Source organism: Bianquea renquensis, assembly GCF_014384895.1.
In the GTDB taxonomy this organism is placed as follows: Bacteria; Bacillota; Clostridia; order Lachnospirales; family Bianqueaceae; genus Bianquea; species Bianquea renquensis.
The window spans coordinates 138,059-152,773 of the sequence record NZ_JACRSQ010000002.1; the positions used below are offsets into that span (position 1 = coordinate 138,059).

At 44.2% G+C, this 14,715-nt stretch carries 13 protein-coding genes; 5 read left to right on the top strand and 8 right to left on the bottom strand.

The window, feature by feature from the left end; genetic code table 11:
- Positions 1-8: 8 nt before the first annotated feature.
- The 4 genes from H8730_RS02120 to H8730_RS02135 all read right to left on the bottom strand — a co-directional run bounded on the left by H8730_RS02120 (position 9) and on the right by H8730_RS02135 (position 5,623).
- Positions 9-1,952 carry an ABC transporter ATP-binding protein gene (locus tag H8730_RS02120; protein WP_249289231.1) on the bottom strand — a complete coding sequence of 648 codons (1,944 nt, stop codon included), beginning with the start codon at positions 1,950-1,952 and terminating at the stop codon, positions 9-11.
- A complete protein-coding gene (locus tag H8730_RS02125; protein WP_177713852.1) occupies positions 1,936-3,687 on the bottom strand; it encodes an ABC transporter ATP-binding protein in 1,752 nt (583 codons plus the stop codon). The genes H8730_RS02120 and H8730_RS02125 overlap by 17 nt, the downstream gene beginning before the upstream one ends.
- A 72-nt stretch (positions 3,688-3,759) precedes the next feature.
- Positions 3,760-4,179 (bottom strand): MarR family winged helix-turn-helix transcriptional regulator, encoded by a 420-nt coding sequence (locus tag H8730_RS02130; RefSeq protein ID WP_177713851.1) that lies wholly within the window; start codon positions 4,177-4,179, stop codon positions 3,760-3,762.
- Between the two features lie 202 nt (positions 4,180-4,381).
- Positions 4,382-5,623 carry a GNAT family N-acetyltransferase gene (locus H8730_RS02135; protein WP_177713850.1) on the bottom strand — a complete coding sequence of 414 codons (1,242 nt, stop codon included), beginning with the start codon at positions 5,621-5,623 and terminating at the stop codon, positions 4,382-4,384.
- Between the two features lie 333 nt (positions 5,624-5,956).
- Between H8730_RS02135 and H8730_RS02140 the strand changes: the two genes are divergently transcribed.
- Complete coding sequence (locus H8730_RS02140) at positions 5,957-7,216, top strand: ATP-binding protein (RefSeq protein ID WP_177713849.1); 1,260 nt, start codon at positions 5,957-5,959, stop codon at positions 7,214-7,216.
- A 94-nt stretch (positions 7,217-7,310) separates the two neighbouring features.
- Here H8730_RS02140 and H8730_RS02145 read toward each other — a convergent pair whose 3' ends face one another.
- Genes H8730_RS02145 through H8730_RS02155 form a run of 3 tightly spaced genes read right to left on the bottom strand, consistent with a single transcriptional unit; the run spans position 7,311 to position 9,748 of the window.
- Positions 7,311-8,177, bottom strand: a complete 867-nt coding sequence (locus tag H8730_RS02145; protein WP_177713848.1) for an SIR2 family NAD-dependent protein deacylase — start codon at positions 8,175-8,177, stop codon at positions 7,311-7,313.
- A complete protein-coding gene (locus tag H8730_RS02150) occupies positions 8,122-8,901 on the bottom strand; it encodes a protein-ADP-ribose hydrolase (RefSeq protein ID WP_177713847.1) in 780 nt (259 codons plus the stop codon). The genes H8730_RS02145 and H8730_RS02150 overlap by 56 nt, the downstream gene beginning before the upstream one ends.
- A 55-nt stretch (positions 8,902-8,956) precedes the next feature.
- Positions 8,957-9,748 (bottom strand): hypothetical protein, encoded by a 792-nt coding sequence (locus H8730_RS02155; protein WP_177713846.1) that lies wholly within the window; start codon positions 9,746-9,748, stop codon positions 8,957-8,959.
- Positions 9,749-10,302: 554 nt separating this feature from the next.
- Between H8730_RS02155 and H8730_RS02160 the strand changes: the two genes are divergently transcribed.
- Both H8730_RS02160 and H8730_RS02165 read left to right on the top strand, forming a co-directional pair.
- On the top strand, positions 10,303-11,058 hold the full coding sequence (locus H8730_RS02160; protein ID WP_177713845.1) for a type I 3-dehydroquinate dehydratase: 756 nt from the start codon (positions 10,303-10,305) through the stop codon (positions 11,056-11,058).
- Between the two features lie 16 nt (positions 11,059-11,074).
- A complete protein-coding gene (locus tag H8730_RS02165) occupies positions 11,075-11,812 on the top strand; it encodes an SDR family NAD(P)-dependent oxidoreductase (RefSeq protein ID WP_177713844.1) in 738 nt (245 codons plus the stop codon).
- A 5-nt stretch (positions 11,813-11,817) separates the two neighbouring features.
- Here the strand turns inward: H8730_RS02165 and H8730_RS02170 are convergent, their stop codons facing one another.
- Positions 11,818-12,570, bottom strand: coding sequence for a helix-turn-helix transcriptional regulator (locus H8730_RS02170; protein ID WP_249289233.1), 753 nt, complete (start codon positions 12,568-12,570; stop codon positions 11,818-11,820).
- Positions 12,571-12,691: 121 nt separating this feature from the next.
- Between H8730_RS02170 and H8730_RS02175 the strand changes: the two genes are divergently transcribed.
- Both H8730_RS02175 and H8730_RS02180 read left to right on the top strand, forming a co-directional pair.
- Positions 12,692-13,708 (top strand): zinc-dependent alcohol dehydrogenase, encoded by a 1,017-nt coding sequence (locus H8730_RS02175; RefSeq protein WP_177713842.1) that lies wholly within the window; start codon positions 12,692-12,694, stop codon positions 13,706-13,708.
- Positions 13,708-14,715 (top strand): Gfo/Idh/MocA family protein, encoded by a 1,008-nt coding sequence (locus H8730_RS02180; protein WP_177713841.1) that lies wholly within the window; start codon positions 13,708-13,710, stop codon positions 14,713-14,715. Before H8730_RS02175 ends, H8730_RS02180 begins: the two co-directional genes overlap by 1 nt.

Here is a 14,715-nt window from a genome sequence, read left to right on the forward strand (position 1 = left end):
TATCGTTTCTATTCTAATTCAAACGCGCCGGTATAAAGCTGATAATAAGTACCTTTTTCTGCAATCAGTTTTTCGTGATTGCCACGCTCAATGATTCGCCCGTGATCGAGTACCATAATCACATCAGAATTTTGGACAGTGGACAGCCGATGCGCGATAACAAATACGGTTCTGCCTTTCATCAACTTATCCATACCGTCCTGCACCAACGCTTCGGTGCGAGTGTCAATGGAAGATGTTGCTTCATCGAGAATCATAACCGGGGGATCGGATACAGCGGCGCGGGCAATGGAGATAAGCTGTCTCTGGCCCTGCGACAAACCGCTGCCGTCGCCTTTGAGCACAGTATTATATCCCTGGGGCAGCATACGGATAAATCCGTCAGCATTGGCAAGTTTGGCGGCGGCAATACATTCTTCATCGGTAGCATGGGGATTGCCGTAGCGCAGGTTTTCCATAACGGTTCCCGTAAACAGATTGACATCCTGCAACACCACGCCGAGAGAACGGCGAAGGTCTGCTTTTTTTATTTTATTGATGTTGATACCGTCATAGCGGATTTTGCCGTCTGCAATATCATAAAAACGGTTAATCAGGTTGGTGATCGTAGTCTTACCTGCACCGGTAGCGCCGACAAAGGCAATTTTCTGTCCGGGCTCTGCATATAGGGTGATATCGTGCAAAACCTGTTTTTCGGGAACATACCCGAAATCCACTCCGTCCAGAACAACCCGGCCTTCAAGTTTCGTATAGGTGAGAGTGCCGTCATGATGGGGATGCTTCCAAGCCCACATTCCGGTATGGTCTGCGGTTTCTGTAAGGACACCATTTTCTTCTTTCACATTTATAAGTGTCACATATCCTTCATCGGTTTCGGGTTCTTCATCCATAAATGCAAAAATGCGGGAGGCTCCGGCGAGTGCGGTGACAATGGAGTTGAACTGATTTGAAATTTGCGACACGGGATTCGTAAAGTTGCGTGATAGCGTAAGGAAAGAGGCAATCATACCAAGCGTGAGAGTTCCCGTTCCTGTAAGACCAAGGTTTGGTATCCCTGAAATCGCCATAAAGGCTCCGATAATCGCAATAATAACATACTGCACATACCCCAGAGCGTTCATCATCGGCATCATAGAGTTCGCATAGCCGTTCGCACTCGCAGCGCTTATTGCCCAAGCCTTGTTTTTCTCACGCAATGCCTCTTTGGCTTTTTCTTCATGGCAAAATACCTTGATTACCTTTTGCCCGTTTACCATTTCTTCCACATAGCCGTTTACATCAGCAAGGGTTTTTTGCTGCATGACAAAGAATACTCCGATCTTGCCCGTTACGATCTTTACGATCTGCAAGATAAGAAATATTGCGACAACCGCAACAAGTGTAAGCCATACGCTGATGTAAAGCATACAGATAAATACCGCAACGATGGTAAACACAGAAGAAATGAGCTGTGCCATCGATTGTGCAATCATCTGGCGGAGTGTATCGGTGTCATTGGTGTAAAGGCTCATAATATCGCCGTGAGTCCGTGTATCAAACGCGCGGATGGGAAGCCTTTGCATTTTCTCAAACATCTCGTCCCTGATCGTCTTCAATGTACCTTGTGCTATCGTAACCATCACACGATTGTAGAACAAGGTAGAAAGCACTCCGATAAGATATACGATGCCAATTACGGCAAGAGCTTTTAAGAGATCCGTAAAAATGGGTTCTGCTGTGCCGAGCAAAGGCGCAATGTAATCATCAATAAGCGATTGCAAAAACAGTGAGGAAGCGGCCGATGCAATGGCGCTTAACAAGATGCATACAACAACGAAGAGAAGCTGTCCTTTATAGTCCCTCATATACGACAGTAATCTGCCCAGTGTTTTTAGGTCAAACTGTGCTTTCGGCGGCGCACCGGCAGGGATTTCGCCCATTGGTATGGTTTTCTCCTTATTCATTTTTGCCATCTCCTTTCTTCTGCGATTCATACACTTCACGGTAGATATCACATGTTGTTAGCAATTCTTCGTGCTTGCCCGCGGCAACCATCTCGCCATCATCCAGAACGATAATTTGATCTGCGTGCTGCACAGAGCTCACACGCTGCGCAATGATGATTTTTGTAGTATCGGGGATAAACTCGGCAAAGGATTTTTGAATGGAAGCGTCAGTCTTTGTGTCCACTGCACTTGTGGAGTCATCCAGAATCAAAACTTTTGGTTTTTTGAGCAAGGCACGGGCAATACAGAGCCGTTGTTTTTGACCACCCGATACATTGGTCCCCCCTTGCTCGATATGTGTGTCGTACTTATCGGGGAAGGTTTGAATAAATTCCTCGGCGCAGGCAAGCTTGCAGGCATATTCGATTTCTTCATCGGTGGCATTTTCATTGCCCCAACGCAAATTTTCTTTTATGGTGCCGGAAAACAGTTCATTTTTTTGAAGTACCATTGCAACAGCGTTGCGGAGGGTATCGAGATCATACTCCCTCACATCCACACCGCCGAGTGTAAGTCTGCCTCCCGTAACATCGTAAAGGCGGGGGATCAACTGAACAAGGCTTGATTTTGACGAGCCTGTTCCACCGATAATACCGACAGTTTCACCTGAAGCAATGGAAAGATTGATATTGTCGAGTACCTTTTTATCTGCTTTTGCAGCATAAACAAAATCAACGCCCTCAAAGCGAATAGAACCGTCTTGAACGGTCATTTGGGGATTCGCTGGGTTTGCAATATCCGTTTTTTCTTCTAATATTTCTGCAATACGGCGGGCAGAGGCAATGGAAATCGTGATCATGGCGAAAACCATTGATAGCATCATAAGGCTCATGAGTATCTGTGTTGCATAGGAAAACAGAGCGGTCAGATCTCCTGTTGTCATTCCCAGTGCGGCGTTGTTCCCGCTTGCAACAATCGCTTTTGCTCCAATCCAAGAGATAAGTATCATACACGCATACATAAAGAACTGCATAATCGGTGAGTTAAACGCAAGCAATCGTTCGCCTTTTGCAAAATCGGCGTAAATCTTGTTTGATATCCCTTTGAATTTGTCGATTTCGTACTCTTCACGATTGAAAGATTTTACTACCCGGATACCCCGCACATTTTCCTGCACCACATTATTGAGTTGGTCATACGTGTGAAACACACGGTTAAAAATCGGGTTTACATTTTTGATAATCAAAAGCAGTAATGCTGCCATAAGAGGGATAACAGCGAGGAAGATGCAGGCAATCGTATTGTTTATGCGGAAAGACACGATCATCGAAAATACGAGCATCACCGGCCCCCGTATCGCCATACGGATCAGCATTTGATACGCATTTTGAATATTCGTTACATCAGTCGTGAGACGGGTAACGATGGATACGGTTGAAAATTTATCAATGTTCGAAAATGCAAAGGTCTGCACATTGTCGTACATGTCCTGCCTGAGATTTGCAGAAAAACCGACTGATGTACGGGCAGCAATGTGAGCAGAAAGCATGCCTGTGACAAGTTGAAAAAACGCAAAAATGAGCAGGGCTATCCCGTATTTCCATACAGCGCTCATATTTCCCACATCAATCCCCTCATCGATAACGTTTGCCATACAAAGGGGGATTAAAATTTCAAATGCCACTTCTAATAATGACAATACAATGGTGATAACTGAGCCTTTTTTATATTGGCGTAGGCTCCGGCTAAGTGCTTTTATCATAGCAATTCTCCTTTCCTTAATGTAGCACGCTACACTTTATGTCTAAGGTAAAGCCGGAAACTCCGGCTTTGCTTATTCAAGATTTTTATAAATGATAGCAAGCATTCTTCTGAGCTGCTCAATTTCTGTAGGGGTGAGGGAGGTCAACATTTTTCTTTCGTTATCGAGAATGTTTTGCTCCATATCCTGTCCTATAATTTCTGCTTGCTCGGTCAGTTTCACGATTTTGTTTCGTTTGTCCGCTTTATCGATCCAAGTGATTACGTGCCCGTTATGCTCCATTCGGGAAACAATACCCACGACTGTAGGGTGGGATACTTCCAAAAAGACTTCGATTTCTTTTTGAGTCGCACTGCCACCTTTGTTTTTTAGAAAGGCCAGCACGCGGCCTTGTGCCAGAGTGAGATTATAATGTTTCAAATCTGCATCAGCGTTGACCTTCAATTTATCGTTGATGTTTTTTATAAGATACCCGATATCTTTTTTTGGCATATCACCACATTCTTCCACCATAAAGTATAGCACGCTACATATTATAGCAGGTTGCCGATTTTATGTCAAGAGTTTATTGAGTGGTTGCCTTCAATCAAATCCGAAAACAGTTCCGCACTGTAACGAGGTCTGTACTTATCAAACTGCTCGGGTATCGTATCGAATACTTTTCTGAATTCCATCTTGATTTCGCCTCCTCGTATCAAGTGTTTGCTTTACTAATATACAATTCCTTCTCCAGAACGTCTGCAAAGCGTTGTATTGGCGCTGCAAGTGTTTCTGCGTAGTCGAAGGTCTGTTTATCTTCCTCGTGTTCCAGCGGGATCCTGCGAACCTCCAGAGCGATTCTGAGGGCATCAGGATCCGGGCAGAGATTGTTTTCTAATGCCCAGTCTGCGGCATCAGTCTTTGCAATGATCTTGCCTGTACGCAGTGTGTAGATGCACCGTGCAATATCCAGCATCCAACCAAACGAGTAGAAGCTACGTCCCGTTTTCTGCACATATTTCCTTATGGTTTCGTAATGGTACTTTACATCAGCATACAATTCGCTGAACTCAGGTGCCTTCAACTGATTTCGTATGTCGTTGCCGTACAGTAAAACACTGCTTTCTATCAATTCGGTCATACCGAAGCTATCGAACATATATGTATCGGTTATTCTTTCGCCACTGGTGCCCCAGTAAACTACGCGGTCAGCCTTTCCAGTGAGGAAGGCATCCAGTGTGAGCATTCCGCCCTCAAAGGAACGATAATATGGAGTGCCGGGTTCTCTCTCAAGCATCGCTTGTCGTAGACTAACGAGTTTTTGAGCCTGTTCTTCCGTGATCTGTTTATCCGTCAAAACCAAGATATCAATATCGCTCCATCCCAGTCTGAAGTCATTCAGAACAGAGGAACCATACAGGTAAATTGACGATTCGTTGCCATGCAATATGCTTCTGATCTCTCGCACCATTGTATTGATCGCGATTTGTCTGTCCTTTCGCTCCGAATCCACAGGATGAAGAACGTACTTCTGATTCGGATAATCCATCTCCTCGATTAGAGCATCCTCTACAAATCCGTATTTCTCATATAGTGCTCTCGGGGCAGGACCTTTCTCATCATCGGCTCTGAAAGTGGAAACCGATATTTCTTTTGTTCTATCCAGATTACGGAGAGCTTCGTCCATGAGCATAGAAGCAATACCGCACCGCCGATAGTCGAGAGATACGGCAAGGCAGCAAATCATGTTGTGCCCACGTGAGAATAGCATGACACCCGCGATCTCATTTCCCTCTTTGACACAGATAGCCTGCCGCTTGCCCATAAATCTGAGAACGGTGGCTTTATGCTCATCCAACTTCTCCTGAGTCTCCAGACCGGGAAAATTCCATCTGACCCGTGTTACAAGACGCATCCAGTTTTCAATATCTTCAGGTACTCCATAAAAGAGCTGCACTGCATTCCGCCTCCAGTCCTTAGACCAGCTTTTGAAGTTCAGCTAAAATGCTTTCATTTGGAACTCGCCGCATACATTTTGATGGATAACAATTCGTCCTGCATATCATCATTAAAGATATACTGACGCTGATGTAGTCCATTTACACACCTCGTTTGTACTTATGTAAAAATATTATGTCCCAAATTATGATTTTTGTCAACGGATCGCTTTTGATATTTTTCCAAATATCGTTTACAAATCGGCGCGCTTCCTGTATAATCTAAATTGTGATTTTAGATTTGTATAAAATCTGTTGGATTGTAAATCATACCAAACAGGAGGGACTGCCTTATGTTTTATGAAAGAACGATTACTGAAACGATCCGGAATGTCAGCGAAACTTTTCCAGTATTGCTTCTAACCGGGCCGCGGCAAGTGGGCAAGTCAACCATATTGGAACGCCTCATGGAACCTGAAAGAAAAAAGGTTTCTTTGGATAATCCGACTGTACGGCTGCTCGCAAAGACGGATCCCGAGATGTTTCTGCAGCGCTATGCGCCACCCGTATTGATCGACGAGGTGCAGTATGCGCCAGAGTTATTTCCTTATATTAAAATTCTCGTGGATGAACGGAAGAATCCGGGCGATTTCTGGCTTACCGGTTCCCAAATGTTCCGGATGATGAAAAATGTGGCGGAAACCTTGGCAGGCCGCGTCGGCATTGTACCCATGCTCGGACTGACAAACAGCGAACTGCAAGGGAACCATTTTCCTGCTTTTGAGCCGGATATGCCCGCATTGCTGGATCGAATGAAGGCCTCTCAACCTATGACAGTGTCTGAGGTGTTTGAACGCATCTACAAGGGTTCCATGCCACGGCTGTATGAGGTGGATCATGTGAGTTTAGCAACTTACTTTGAATCCTACCTGGACACCTACCTGAGCCGGGATATACGGGATTTGGAACAGGTGGCAAACGAAACGGATTTTATTAAATTCATACAGGTTGTCGCCGCCCGCACCGCTACCAATGTCAATTATGAAACACTCGCAAACGAAGTTGGAATCAGTGCGCCAACAGCGAAAAACTGGCTGTCGATCCTGGTTTCGTCCGGAATCGTGGCATTGATCCAGCCCTATTCCAACAATGCACTGAAACGGGTCATTAAAGCGCCGAGAATGTATTTTCTCGACACGGGCCTGTGTGCTCATCTTATGGGATGGGGCAGCGCAAAGGTGTTGGAGAATAGCGCCATGAGCGGAGCCTTCTTTGAAACCTGGGTTGTGTCCGAGATCTACAAAAGCTATCTCAATGCCGGAAAACGACCACCAATGTATTTTTACAGGGACAGCAACAAGAAAGAAATTGATGTGATCCTTTATCAGGACGGCACAGTATATCCCATTGAAATCAAAAAAGGGGCATCTCCAAAAGACGCAACAAAGAACTTTTCCGTTCTTGCCCCCATTGAGGCAGAACCGAAGGAAGACGCTATTTCAGGCGTTTCCCATTTGAAAACGCAGATTGGCACAGGCATTGTGATATGTTTGTCGCCGGATATTCTGCCTATTGACAAAAAGAACTGGTATGTGCCGGCTTGGATTATCTGAGCCGCAGCATATGGCAGGTAAAGGAAGGGGCAGCAGGAAACAGATTACAAGTACCTCGACGAGAGGGGCGGCGTTTACTTACGGTAGACGCCGCCTATATTTTCTCCAGAATCTGACCAATATCTCCATTGATACAGATGGAACGATCTCTGATTTCCTTTGGCACATAAGCCTCCCCTGCATTGACGCAAGCATAGACCGCCTTCGGGTTCGCTGTGGTCATGTTCCAGAAGGGATACTTGATAATAACCGGGGTGTTAGCGCCAACGCCAAGTTCCAAAAACAGAATGTGTAGCCTCTTGTGCCGCCTGATAAAATCCTCATAGCGGCTTGCAGCCGCATACCACCCCTCATCCTGCACAAAGGAATTGTCACATCTCAAATTCATTGTCATAGGTGCGCCGCAGATAGGGCACTTGGGGATCAGTTCTGACGGGATCTTCAAATTCTTTTGCTCTGATACCATTTGCCGCACTGTTTCCTCATTATCATAGGTTTTATCGTGGCAGGCTTTGGAGCATTGCCACAAGCCGTAATCGCCCTGCGTATAAAATAGTCGCTTTTTTTCAAAGCCAGCAAGTTGAAACTGATGGTCAACATTTGTGGTCAGTACAAAATAGTCCGTATCGTTAACGATCTTTAATAAATCCGTATAAGGCTTGCCTGCCGCTATATCGTAGCGGTTGACATAGATATGCCTTGACCACCAAGCCCAATATTCTTCAAGCGAATTGTAAGGATAAAAGCCGCCAGAATACATATCGGTAATACCGTACTTTTGGCGAAAGTCAGCAAAGTGCTTTTCAAAGCGTTCCCCGTCATAAGTAAATCCCGCCGAGGTAGACATTCCTGCTCCTGCGCCGATCACAATAGCATCCGCATTTTCTATTTCATTTTTCAGCCTGTTAATCTGCTCGGAGTAATCCTCTGTAGATGTTGTAATCAAGTTCCTTAAAAACATTGAAAATCACCTCAATTTCGCTGTGCTTTTGTTCTTTGTATTCCTTTACGGTTTCCATCGCTATCTGTGCGGCCTTATCGTTGGGGAAATGAAACTCTCCTGTAGAGATACAGCAGAACGCAATACTTTTTAATCCGTTTTGCTCTGCCAGTTCCAAACAAGAACGGTAGCAGGAGGCGAGCAATTCCTTATCCTTTTTGGTAAGCCAGCCGTGAATAATGGGGCCGACCGTGTGCAACACATAGCGGCTGGGCAGATTATAGGCGGGCGTGATTTTCGCCCTGCCTGTTTCTTCTTCGTGTCCCTGTCGTTTCATAAGCTTGGCACAAGTCAAACGAAGCTGCACTCCCGCAAATGTGTGAATGGCGTTATCGATACATCCATGATTTGGGCAGAAGCAGCCGAGCAGTTGACTATTGGCGGCATTTACGATACCGTCACATTGCAAAGTGGTAATATCTCCACGCCAAAGATATAGCCCTTTTTGAATAGGCTCTAAATCGGAAAGAGCCGTAATTCCTTTTTGCCGCATTTCTTCCTGCAAGTAGGCGTCCTGCACCGTCAAAAATTCATCCGTCACAGGTAGGGGCATACGAATATTCAAAAGCGAACGAAGCAGCGTTTTTTGTTCCTGCTCATTCGACGGGATTTCTATTTCAGAATACTGCGGCTGTTCTTTTAAGAGAGCCGAGATTAAGTATTTTCTTCTTGCGGTTTGTGTCATTTCCATCTCCCATTAAGCAGAACGGGGCCGCCGTATCGACAGCCCCGCCACCATATTAAGCGTAGAAAAATCCTGCCGTCATATCGAGATAATTCTGACCGCTGTAAGCGGAATACTGTTTCTGTACCTCCGCCTTGAAACTGTTGGCATCAGCACAATTCGCCGCAATCTTTTTCAGATTTTCAAGATAGTCGATTTTCGTTTGTGCGTCTTTCAAGTCCTCCGGCGTGTAGTGAGAGGTCAGAATCAGATCATAACCTTTTTTGATATAGCTACGGAGTTCTGCAATAATTCCGTCAGCGTGACCTGCGCCCGCAACGATAGAATGGCAATCGTGTCCAAGCATATGGGTGTAAACGGCATTGATTTCGGGAATCTCCACATCAAAGGCATCAGCTGTCTGCTTGATGACGAAGGGAATACCGCCAATCGTTACCTTGCCGGGTTCGATTACATTGGTGATTGCATGGACAGAGGAATCAAAGATTTCCCCGAACGCACCGGTAAAATTATCAATCAGAGCCTTGCCGCCACCGTTTTTGGAAAAGTCAACAGCGTTCTGTGTTGCATATTTCGGAACATCAGGAAGGAAGGTAGCACCTGCACCGTGGTAAGCAACGAGCATTCCCTCAACCTCAACATTTTCAAGATATTCGGCAAGCTCTTTGTTGTTGTCAAAGAAGCAGGGAGATTCAATGACGACTGCCTTGCCGTTCTTTTCAACGATGAACACTTCATCGTCAATGAAATCATTGGTCTTATAGGCGTGCAGCTTTATGCCGCCGAAATCGTAAACATTCATTTCGCCTTTGGCGAGTTTTACAGTTGTAAATGTGTTCTTGTTCATAATGATAGCCTCCCAAATTGTGTTGTATGTTATTTTGTTAAAACTTTCCGTTCTGATTCTGCCAAGTAGATTTGTCCGCAATGGTTTCCATTACATCCCAATGCTCTGCAATCTCACCGTTTTCGGCAAAGCGGAAAAATGTTCATAGTGGATTTCTACTTTTATTTGCTTCGAGCTTCGCAGCGGCCGTTCTCCGTAGCTCTTGACTATATTATATGAGTGTCGGTTTCGACTGTAAAGTACGCACTTTATTGTGGCGTAGTTACCCAAAGGATACTATTGGGTAGTTACCGAGAGGAAACAAATGCGTAATTTCAGGCTTTTTCATTTGTCGGACAGAGCAAAAAAATTTTTACTTGATTTCAGACGGATACATTGACCAAATCGGCTCCATACGGTATAATTAAAAACAAAGTTTCAATAAGAAACCATTGTATGGAGGTAATCATAACAACAGATGATTTTGACGGTGGAAGAAGCTATCAGGCCTGCAACTCTTCTGTCAAGAGGAATTTCTGCGCCGTTTGGAAAAAAGAAGGGAGGAACTGTAGATTATGAAGCAATCTTTCTTTGAAAATGATAAAGCCTTGCTTACCGTTATGGTTCAGGCAGACAATCCCGACAGAATAAAAGAACTTATCGACAAGTCCGTTCCCGAGGGAGCGGAGGCTTTCGGAATGCAGTTTGAACAACTGAAGAGCGAATACAGAACAAAAGAAGTTTATAAGGATTTGTTTGCATATGCCAAGGATAAGCCGGTATATGTAACAAATTACAGGCATACCTCAAACGAGGGAAAAACCGATGATATGCTCGCAGCGGAGCTTGTTGAGCTTGCAGGCTGCGGTGCGGATTTGTGTGATGTTATGGGTGATTACTTTGACAGACAGCCCGACGAGGTTGCGGTTGATAAAACAGCAATAGAAAAGCAAAAGGAACTGATAAGGAAAATTCATGACAAGGGTGCAAAGGTTCTGATGTCCTCACACGTTTTAAAATATATCCCGGCAGAAAAGGTTCTTGAAATTGCCTTGGAGCATCAAAAACGGGGTGCCGATATTTGCAAAATAGTTACCGGTGCTGATACAATGGAACAGCAGCTTGAAAATCTTAAGATTATAAATATGCTTAAGGAAAATCTGAAAATTCCGTTTTTGTTCCTTTGCGGCGGAGAATGCAGAATTTTACGGCGTATAGGCGGAGAGCTCGGCTGCTGTATGTATCTGTGCGTGCATGAATATGATGCGCTTGCAACACCGGCACAGCCTCTTTTAAAGCAGTTAAAAACCATAAGGGATAATATATCTTAAAGGGAGGATTGTAGTTATGAATTTTACAGGAAAAACAGCACTTGTCACAGGTGCGGCTGTCGGAATAGGACGTGCGGTAGCATTAAAATTAGCACAAGAGGGGGCAAATCTTGTGCTTGTGGATGTCAATACTGAAAAGCTTTCGAAGTTAAAAGCTGAATTAAAAACCTACTCCGATCATGTTATGATCTGTGAATGTGATGTTACAGATGAAAATACCGTATATGAAATAATCGCTAAAGCCGAAAAAGTATTTGGGAAAATAGATATTCTTGTAAACAATGCGGCTTTATGGAGGTGCTGGGCACCTTTTATAGATACACCAACAGATGAGTGGAAAAAGTTCATTGATGTAAATATTATGGGAGTAGTTTACTTTACAAAAGTTGTATTACCAAAAATGATTGAGAACGGTTATGGCAGGATTATAAATGTATCCTCCGTTGCCGGTGTGTACGGCAATGCAAACATGGTACACTACTCGACAACAAAAGGCGCGTTGATTGCAATGACGAAAGCACTTGCAAAAGAGGTTGCCGATAAGGGTATACTTGTTAACTGTGTATCTCCGGGCAGCGTCAGCCCCAGTGATAACCATGATATGAATTACTTTGAAAAAAGCGAGCTTTCATTTATGGGCAGAACCGGTACAGATATGGAAAATGCTAATCTTATATGTTTTCTGGCAAGCGATGAAGCAAGCTACATATCCGGACAGAATATTCAGATAGACGGTTGCAGAAAAAAGCTGTAAAGCGGTTAAATCCTGTATCTTTTCCGCATTTCTGTAGGAGTCATGTTAAAATACTGCTTAAACTTTTTTCTGAAATATGAAGTTGAGCTGAACTGCATTAAATCGCTGATATATTCTATCGGTTTATCGGTAGTGATAAGAATTTCCTTTGCTTTTTCGAGCAAAATCGTATTTCTCAGCTGATTAAGCGTAATATCGGAGGCTTTATGAAATGCCGAATAAAGTGCCGCTTCGCTTATTGTGCAGTTCTTCGCAAGATCAGAGGTTTTGGCAAACGGATGTCGTATCAGATATTCTTTGGTACGTTCTGTAATTTCCTTTGTGCGGCATACAGTGGTATTTGTCATTAACGGAATCAGAATGCCTGCAAGTGTGTAAAACAGTCCGATATCCACGGCGGATAATCGAGTTTTGTCTGAAAGCAAATGAAAAAGCTCATACGCTTTGATGCTGCCGGGTATAACCTGAACAGGATATGCTTTGTTCTCAAAATTCGGCATACAAAGGAATCCCAAAGAAATAAATCTGATTTCGGGATTGCCGTACCAATATGACTGATAACTGCATTTGTCGGGAATATAAAAGATATCGCCCTCATTGATTTTGACGGTCGATGAATCGGTAGTTATTTTACAGTTTCCGCAAAGCATATATGCAAAGTAATGGCTGGGTGCTCCGGTGCGGTTATCGGTGTAATGGAATTTGTCGAACTCTATTGTGCGAAACATAAAGCTGTGTGAGAAACTTATATCATTCATTGCAAAAAACCTCATAATAATTATAGAAAATTACCTCTTATTTTATAGGATATCATATCTTAACGCAAAAGTCGATATGGTACAATGGTAATGCAATAATTAAAAATGAGGAGGTTTTCCAATGAAGTGCAAGCAGATTGTATTTACAGAAAAGAACAAAGTGGAGCTTTTGACGGTTGATGTAAATGAGCCGGCTCCAAATGAGGTTATGGTAGAAACAATGGTTTCGACCATAAGCTGCGGAACGGAGAGGGCAAACATCACAGGTAATCCCAACGTAAATGCGCTTGGAGAGTCGGGAGTGGTGTTCCCCAGAACATCGGGATATAACAGCGCCGGTATAGTTGTTAAAAAGGGCGCTGATGTAAAAAACGTTGATATAGGCGACAGAGTAGTTGTCTATTGGGGACAGCATAAAAGCTATAACACCGTTCCTGAAGGAAATGTCGTAAAGATTGAGGATGAATGCGTCAGCTTTGAAACGGCGGCAATGAGTTTTATTTCAACATTTCCCATGGCTGCAATAAGAAAGACGCGTCTTGAGATGGGGGAAAGTGCGATTGTTATGGGACTTGGTATTCTGGGTATGATAGCGGTTAAGCTGCTGCGCGCCGCAGGCGCGGTTCCGATAATCGCCGCCGACCCCAATCCGAAAAGGCGAGAAATCGCATTGAAAAACGGTGCTGACTTTGCATTTGACCCGCTATGCGAGGATTTTGCCGATAAGGTGAAAAGCGTAACAGGAGGCGGAGTTAATGTTGCAATAGAGGTTACGGGTGTGGGAGCGGGATTTAACGAGGCGCTTGACTGTATGGCAAAATTCGGACGTGTTGCATTACTTGGCTGCACGAGAAATTCCGATTTCACGGTGGATTATTACAAAAAAATTCATGCTCCGGGTATAACCGTTATAGGCGCGCATACGATAGCAAGACCGAACTTAGAATCTCATCCGGGATGGTTCACGCACCGCGATGATATAAAAGCAGTGCTTAAACTTTGCGGCGGCGGCAGGCTTTGTCTTGAAAATCTGATAGAGGAAACACATTCGCCCCATGAGAGTCCGGAGGTTTATAACAGACTTATATTTGATAAAAATTTTCCTGTGGTTGTTCAGTTTGACTGGAGGGATAAGTAATGAAAAAGATAAAAATAGCGCAGATAGGCGCCGGACACGACCATGCAGCGGCGGCAATTACAACATTAAAGCTGCAAAGCGATATTTATGATTTTATAGGATACGCTGTTGTCGGCGGAGATGAACCGGTTTATGATAACAACCAGTGGGCATATGAGAATGTCAAAAGAATGACCGTTGATGAAATCCTGAATTATCCCGGACTTGATGCGATTTGTATCGAAACCGAGGACAGACGGCTTACGGAATATGCAATAAAGGCTGCCGAAAAAGGGTTACATATACAGATGGACAAGCCGGGCAGCGAATCGGACAAGGATTTTGACAGACTGATTGATTTGGTTAAACAAAAATATTTAGTTTTCCATATGGGCTATATGTACCGATACAATCCGGCGGTTATAAAGCTTAAGGAGGATATTAAATCCGGTAAGCTGGGCGAAATTTTCGCTGTTGAGGCGCAGATGAACTGTATTCATCCTGTAGAAAAACGGAAATGGCTCGGCAATTACCCGGGAGGTATGCTCTATTATCTCGGCTGTCATTTGATAGATTTGGTATACAGCATTTGCGGCGAGCCGCAGGAGGTGATACCTCTGAGTCAGCCTATCGGCACGGACGGTGTTACAGCCGATGATTTCGGTATGGCGGTGTTTAAGTATAAAAACGGTGTTTCATTTGTTAAAAGCACGGCTGCCGAAATAGGCGGCTTTGAGCGCAGACAGCTTGTTGTATGCGGAACAAAGGGAACGGTGGAATTAAAGCCGTTTGAATGGCTCGGCAGCGAATGTGCCGGTGTTTTTTCACCGCAGACAACAGGCGTGAGAGAAGCATTCGATGAAAATTGGTATGCAAAGGGAGAATATCACGATACAGCGGTGCATGGAAGATATGACGCGATGTTTCGAGCGTTTGCGGAATATGTCACCGGAGAAAAGAAAAATCCGTTTGGATATGAATATGAAAGAGAGCTGCATAAGCTGATATTGAAAGCCTGTGCCGCATAA

What these genes read in the sequence shown, in the direction of transcription:
- H8730_RS02175 (WP_177713842.1), top strand. Translation starts at nt 12,692, where the DNA reads ATGAAGTGCAAGCAGATTGTATTTACAGAAAAGAACAAAGTGGAGCTT.
- H8730_RS02140 (WP_177713849.1), top strand. Translation starts at nt 5,957, where the DNA reads ATGTTTTATGAAAGAACGATTACTGAAACGATCCGGAATGTCAGCGAA.
- H8730_RS02160 (WP_177713845.1), top strand. Translation starts at nt 10,303, where the DNA reads ATGAAGCAATCTTTCTTTGAAAATGATAAAGCCTTGCTTACCGTTATG.
- H8730_RS02145 (WP_177713848.1), bottom strand. Translation starts at nt 8,177, where the DNA reads ATGTTTTTAAGGAACTTGATTACAACATCTACAGAGGATTACTCCGAG.
- H8730_RS02165 (WP_177713844.1), top strand. Translation starts at nt 11,075, where the DNA reads ATGAATTTTACAGGAAAAACAGCACTTGTCACAGGTGCGGCTGTCGGA.
- H8730_RS02125 (WP_177713852.1), bottom strand. Translation starts at nt 3,687, where the DNA reads ATGATAAAAGCACTTAGCCGGAGCCTACGCCAATATAAAAAAGGCTCA.
- H8730_RS02155 (WP_177713846.1), bottom strand. Translation starts at nt 9,748, where the DNA reads ATGAACAAGAACACATTTACAACTGTAAAACTCGCCAAAGGCGAAATG.
- H8730_RS02130 (WP_177713851.1), bottom strand. Translation starts at nt 4,179, where the DNA reads ATGCCAAAAAAAGATATCGGGTATCTTATAAAAAACATCAACGATAAA.
- H8730_RS02120 (WP_249289231.1), bottom strand. Translation starts at nt 1,952, where the DNA reads ATGGCAAAAATGAATAAGGAGAAAACCATACCAATGGGCGAAATCCCT.
- H8730_RS02170 (WP_249289233.1), bottom strand. Translation starts at nt 12,570, where the DNA reads ATGAATGATATAAGTTTCTCACACAGCTTTATGTTTCGCACAATAGAG.
- H8730_RS02180 (WP_177713841.1), top strand. Translation starts at nt 13,708, where the DNA reads ATGAAAAAGATAAAAATAGCGCAGATAGGCGCCGGACACGACCATGCA.
- H8730_RS02150 (WP_177713847.1), bottom strand. Translation starts at nt 8,901, where the DNA reads ATGACACAAACCGCAAGAAGAAAATACTTAATCTCGGCTCTCTTAAAA.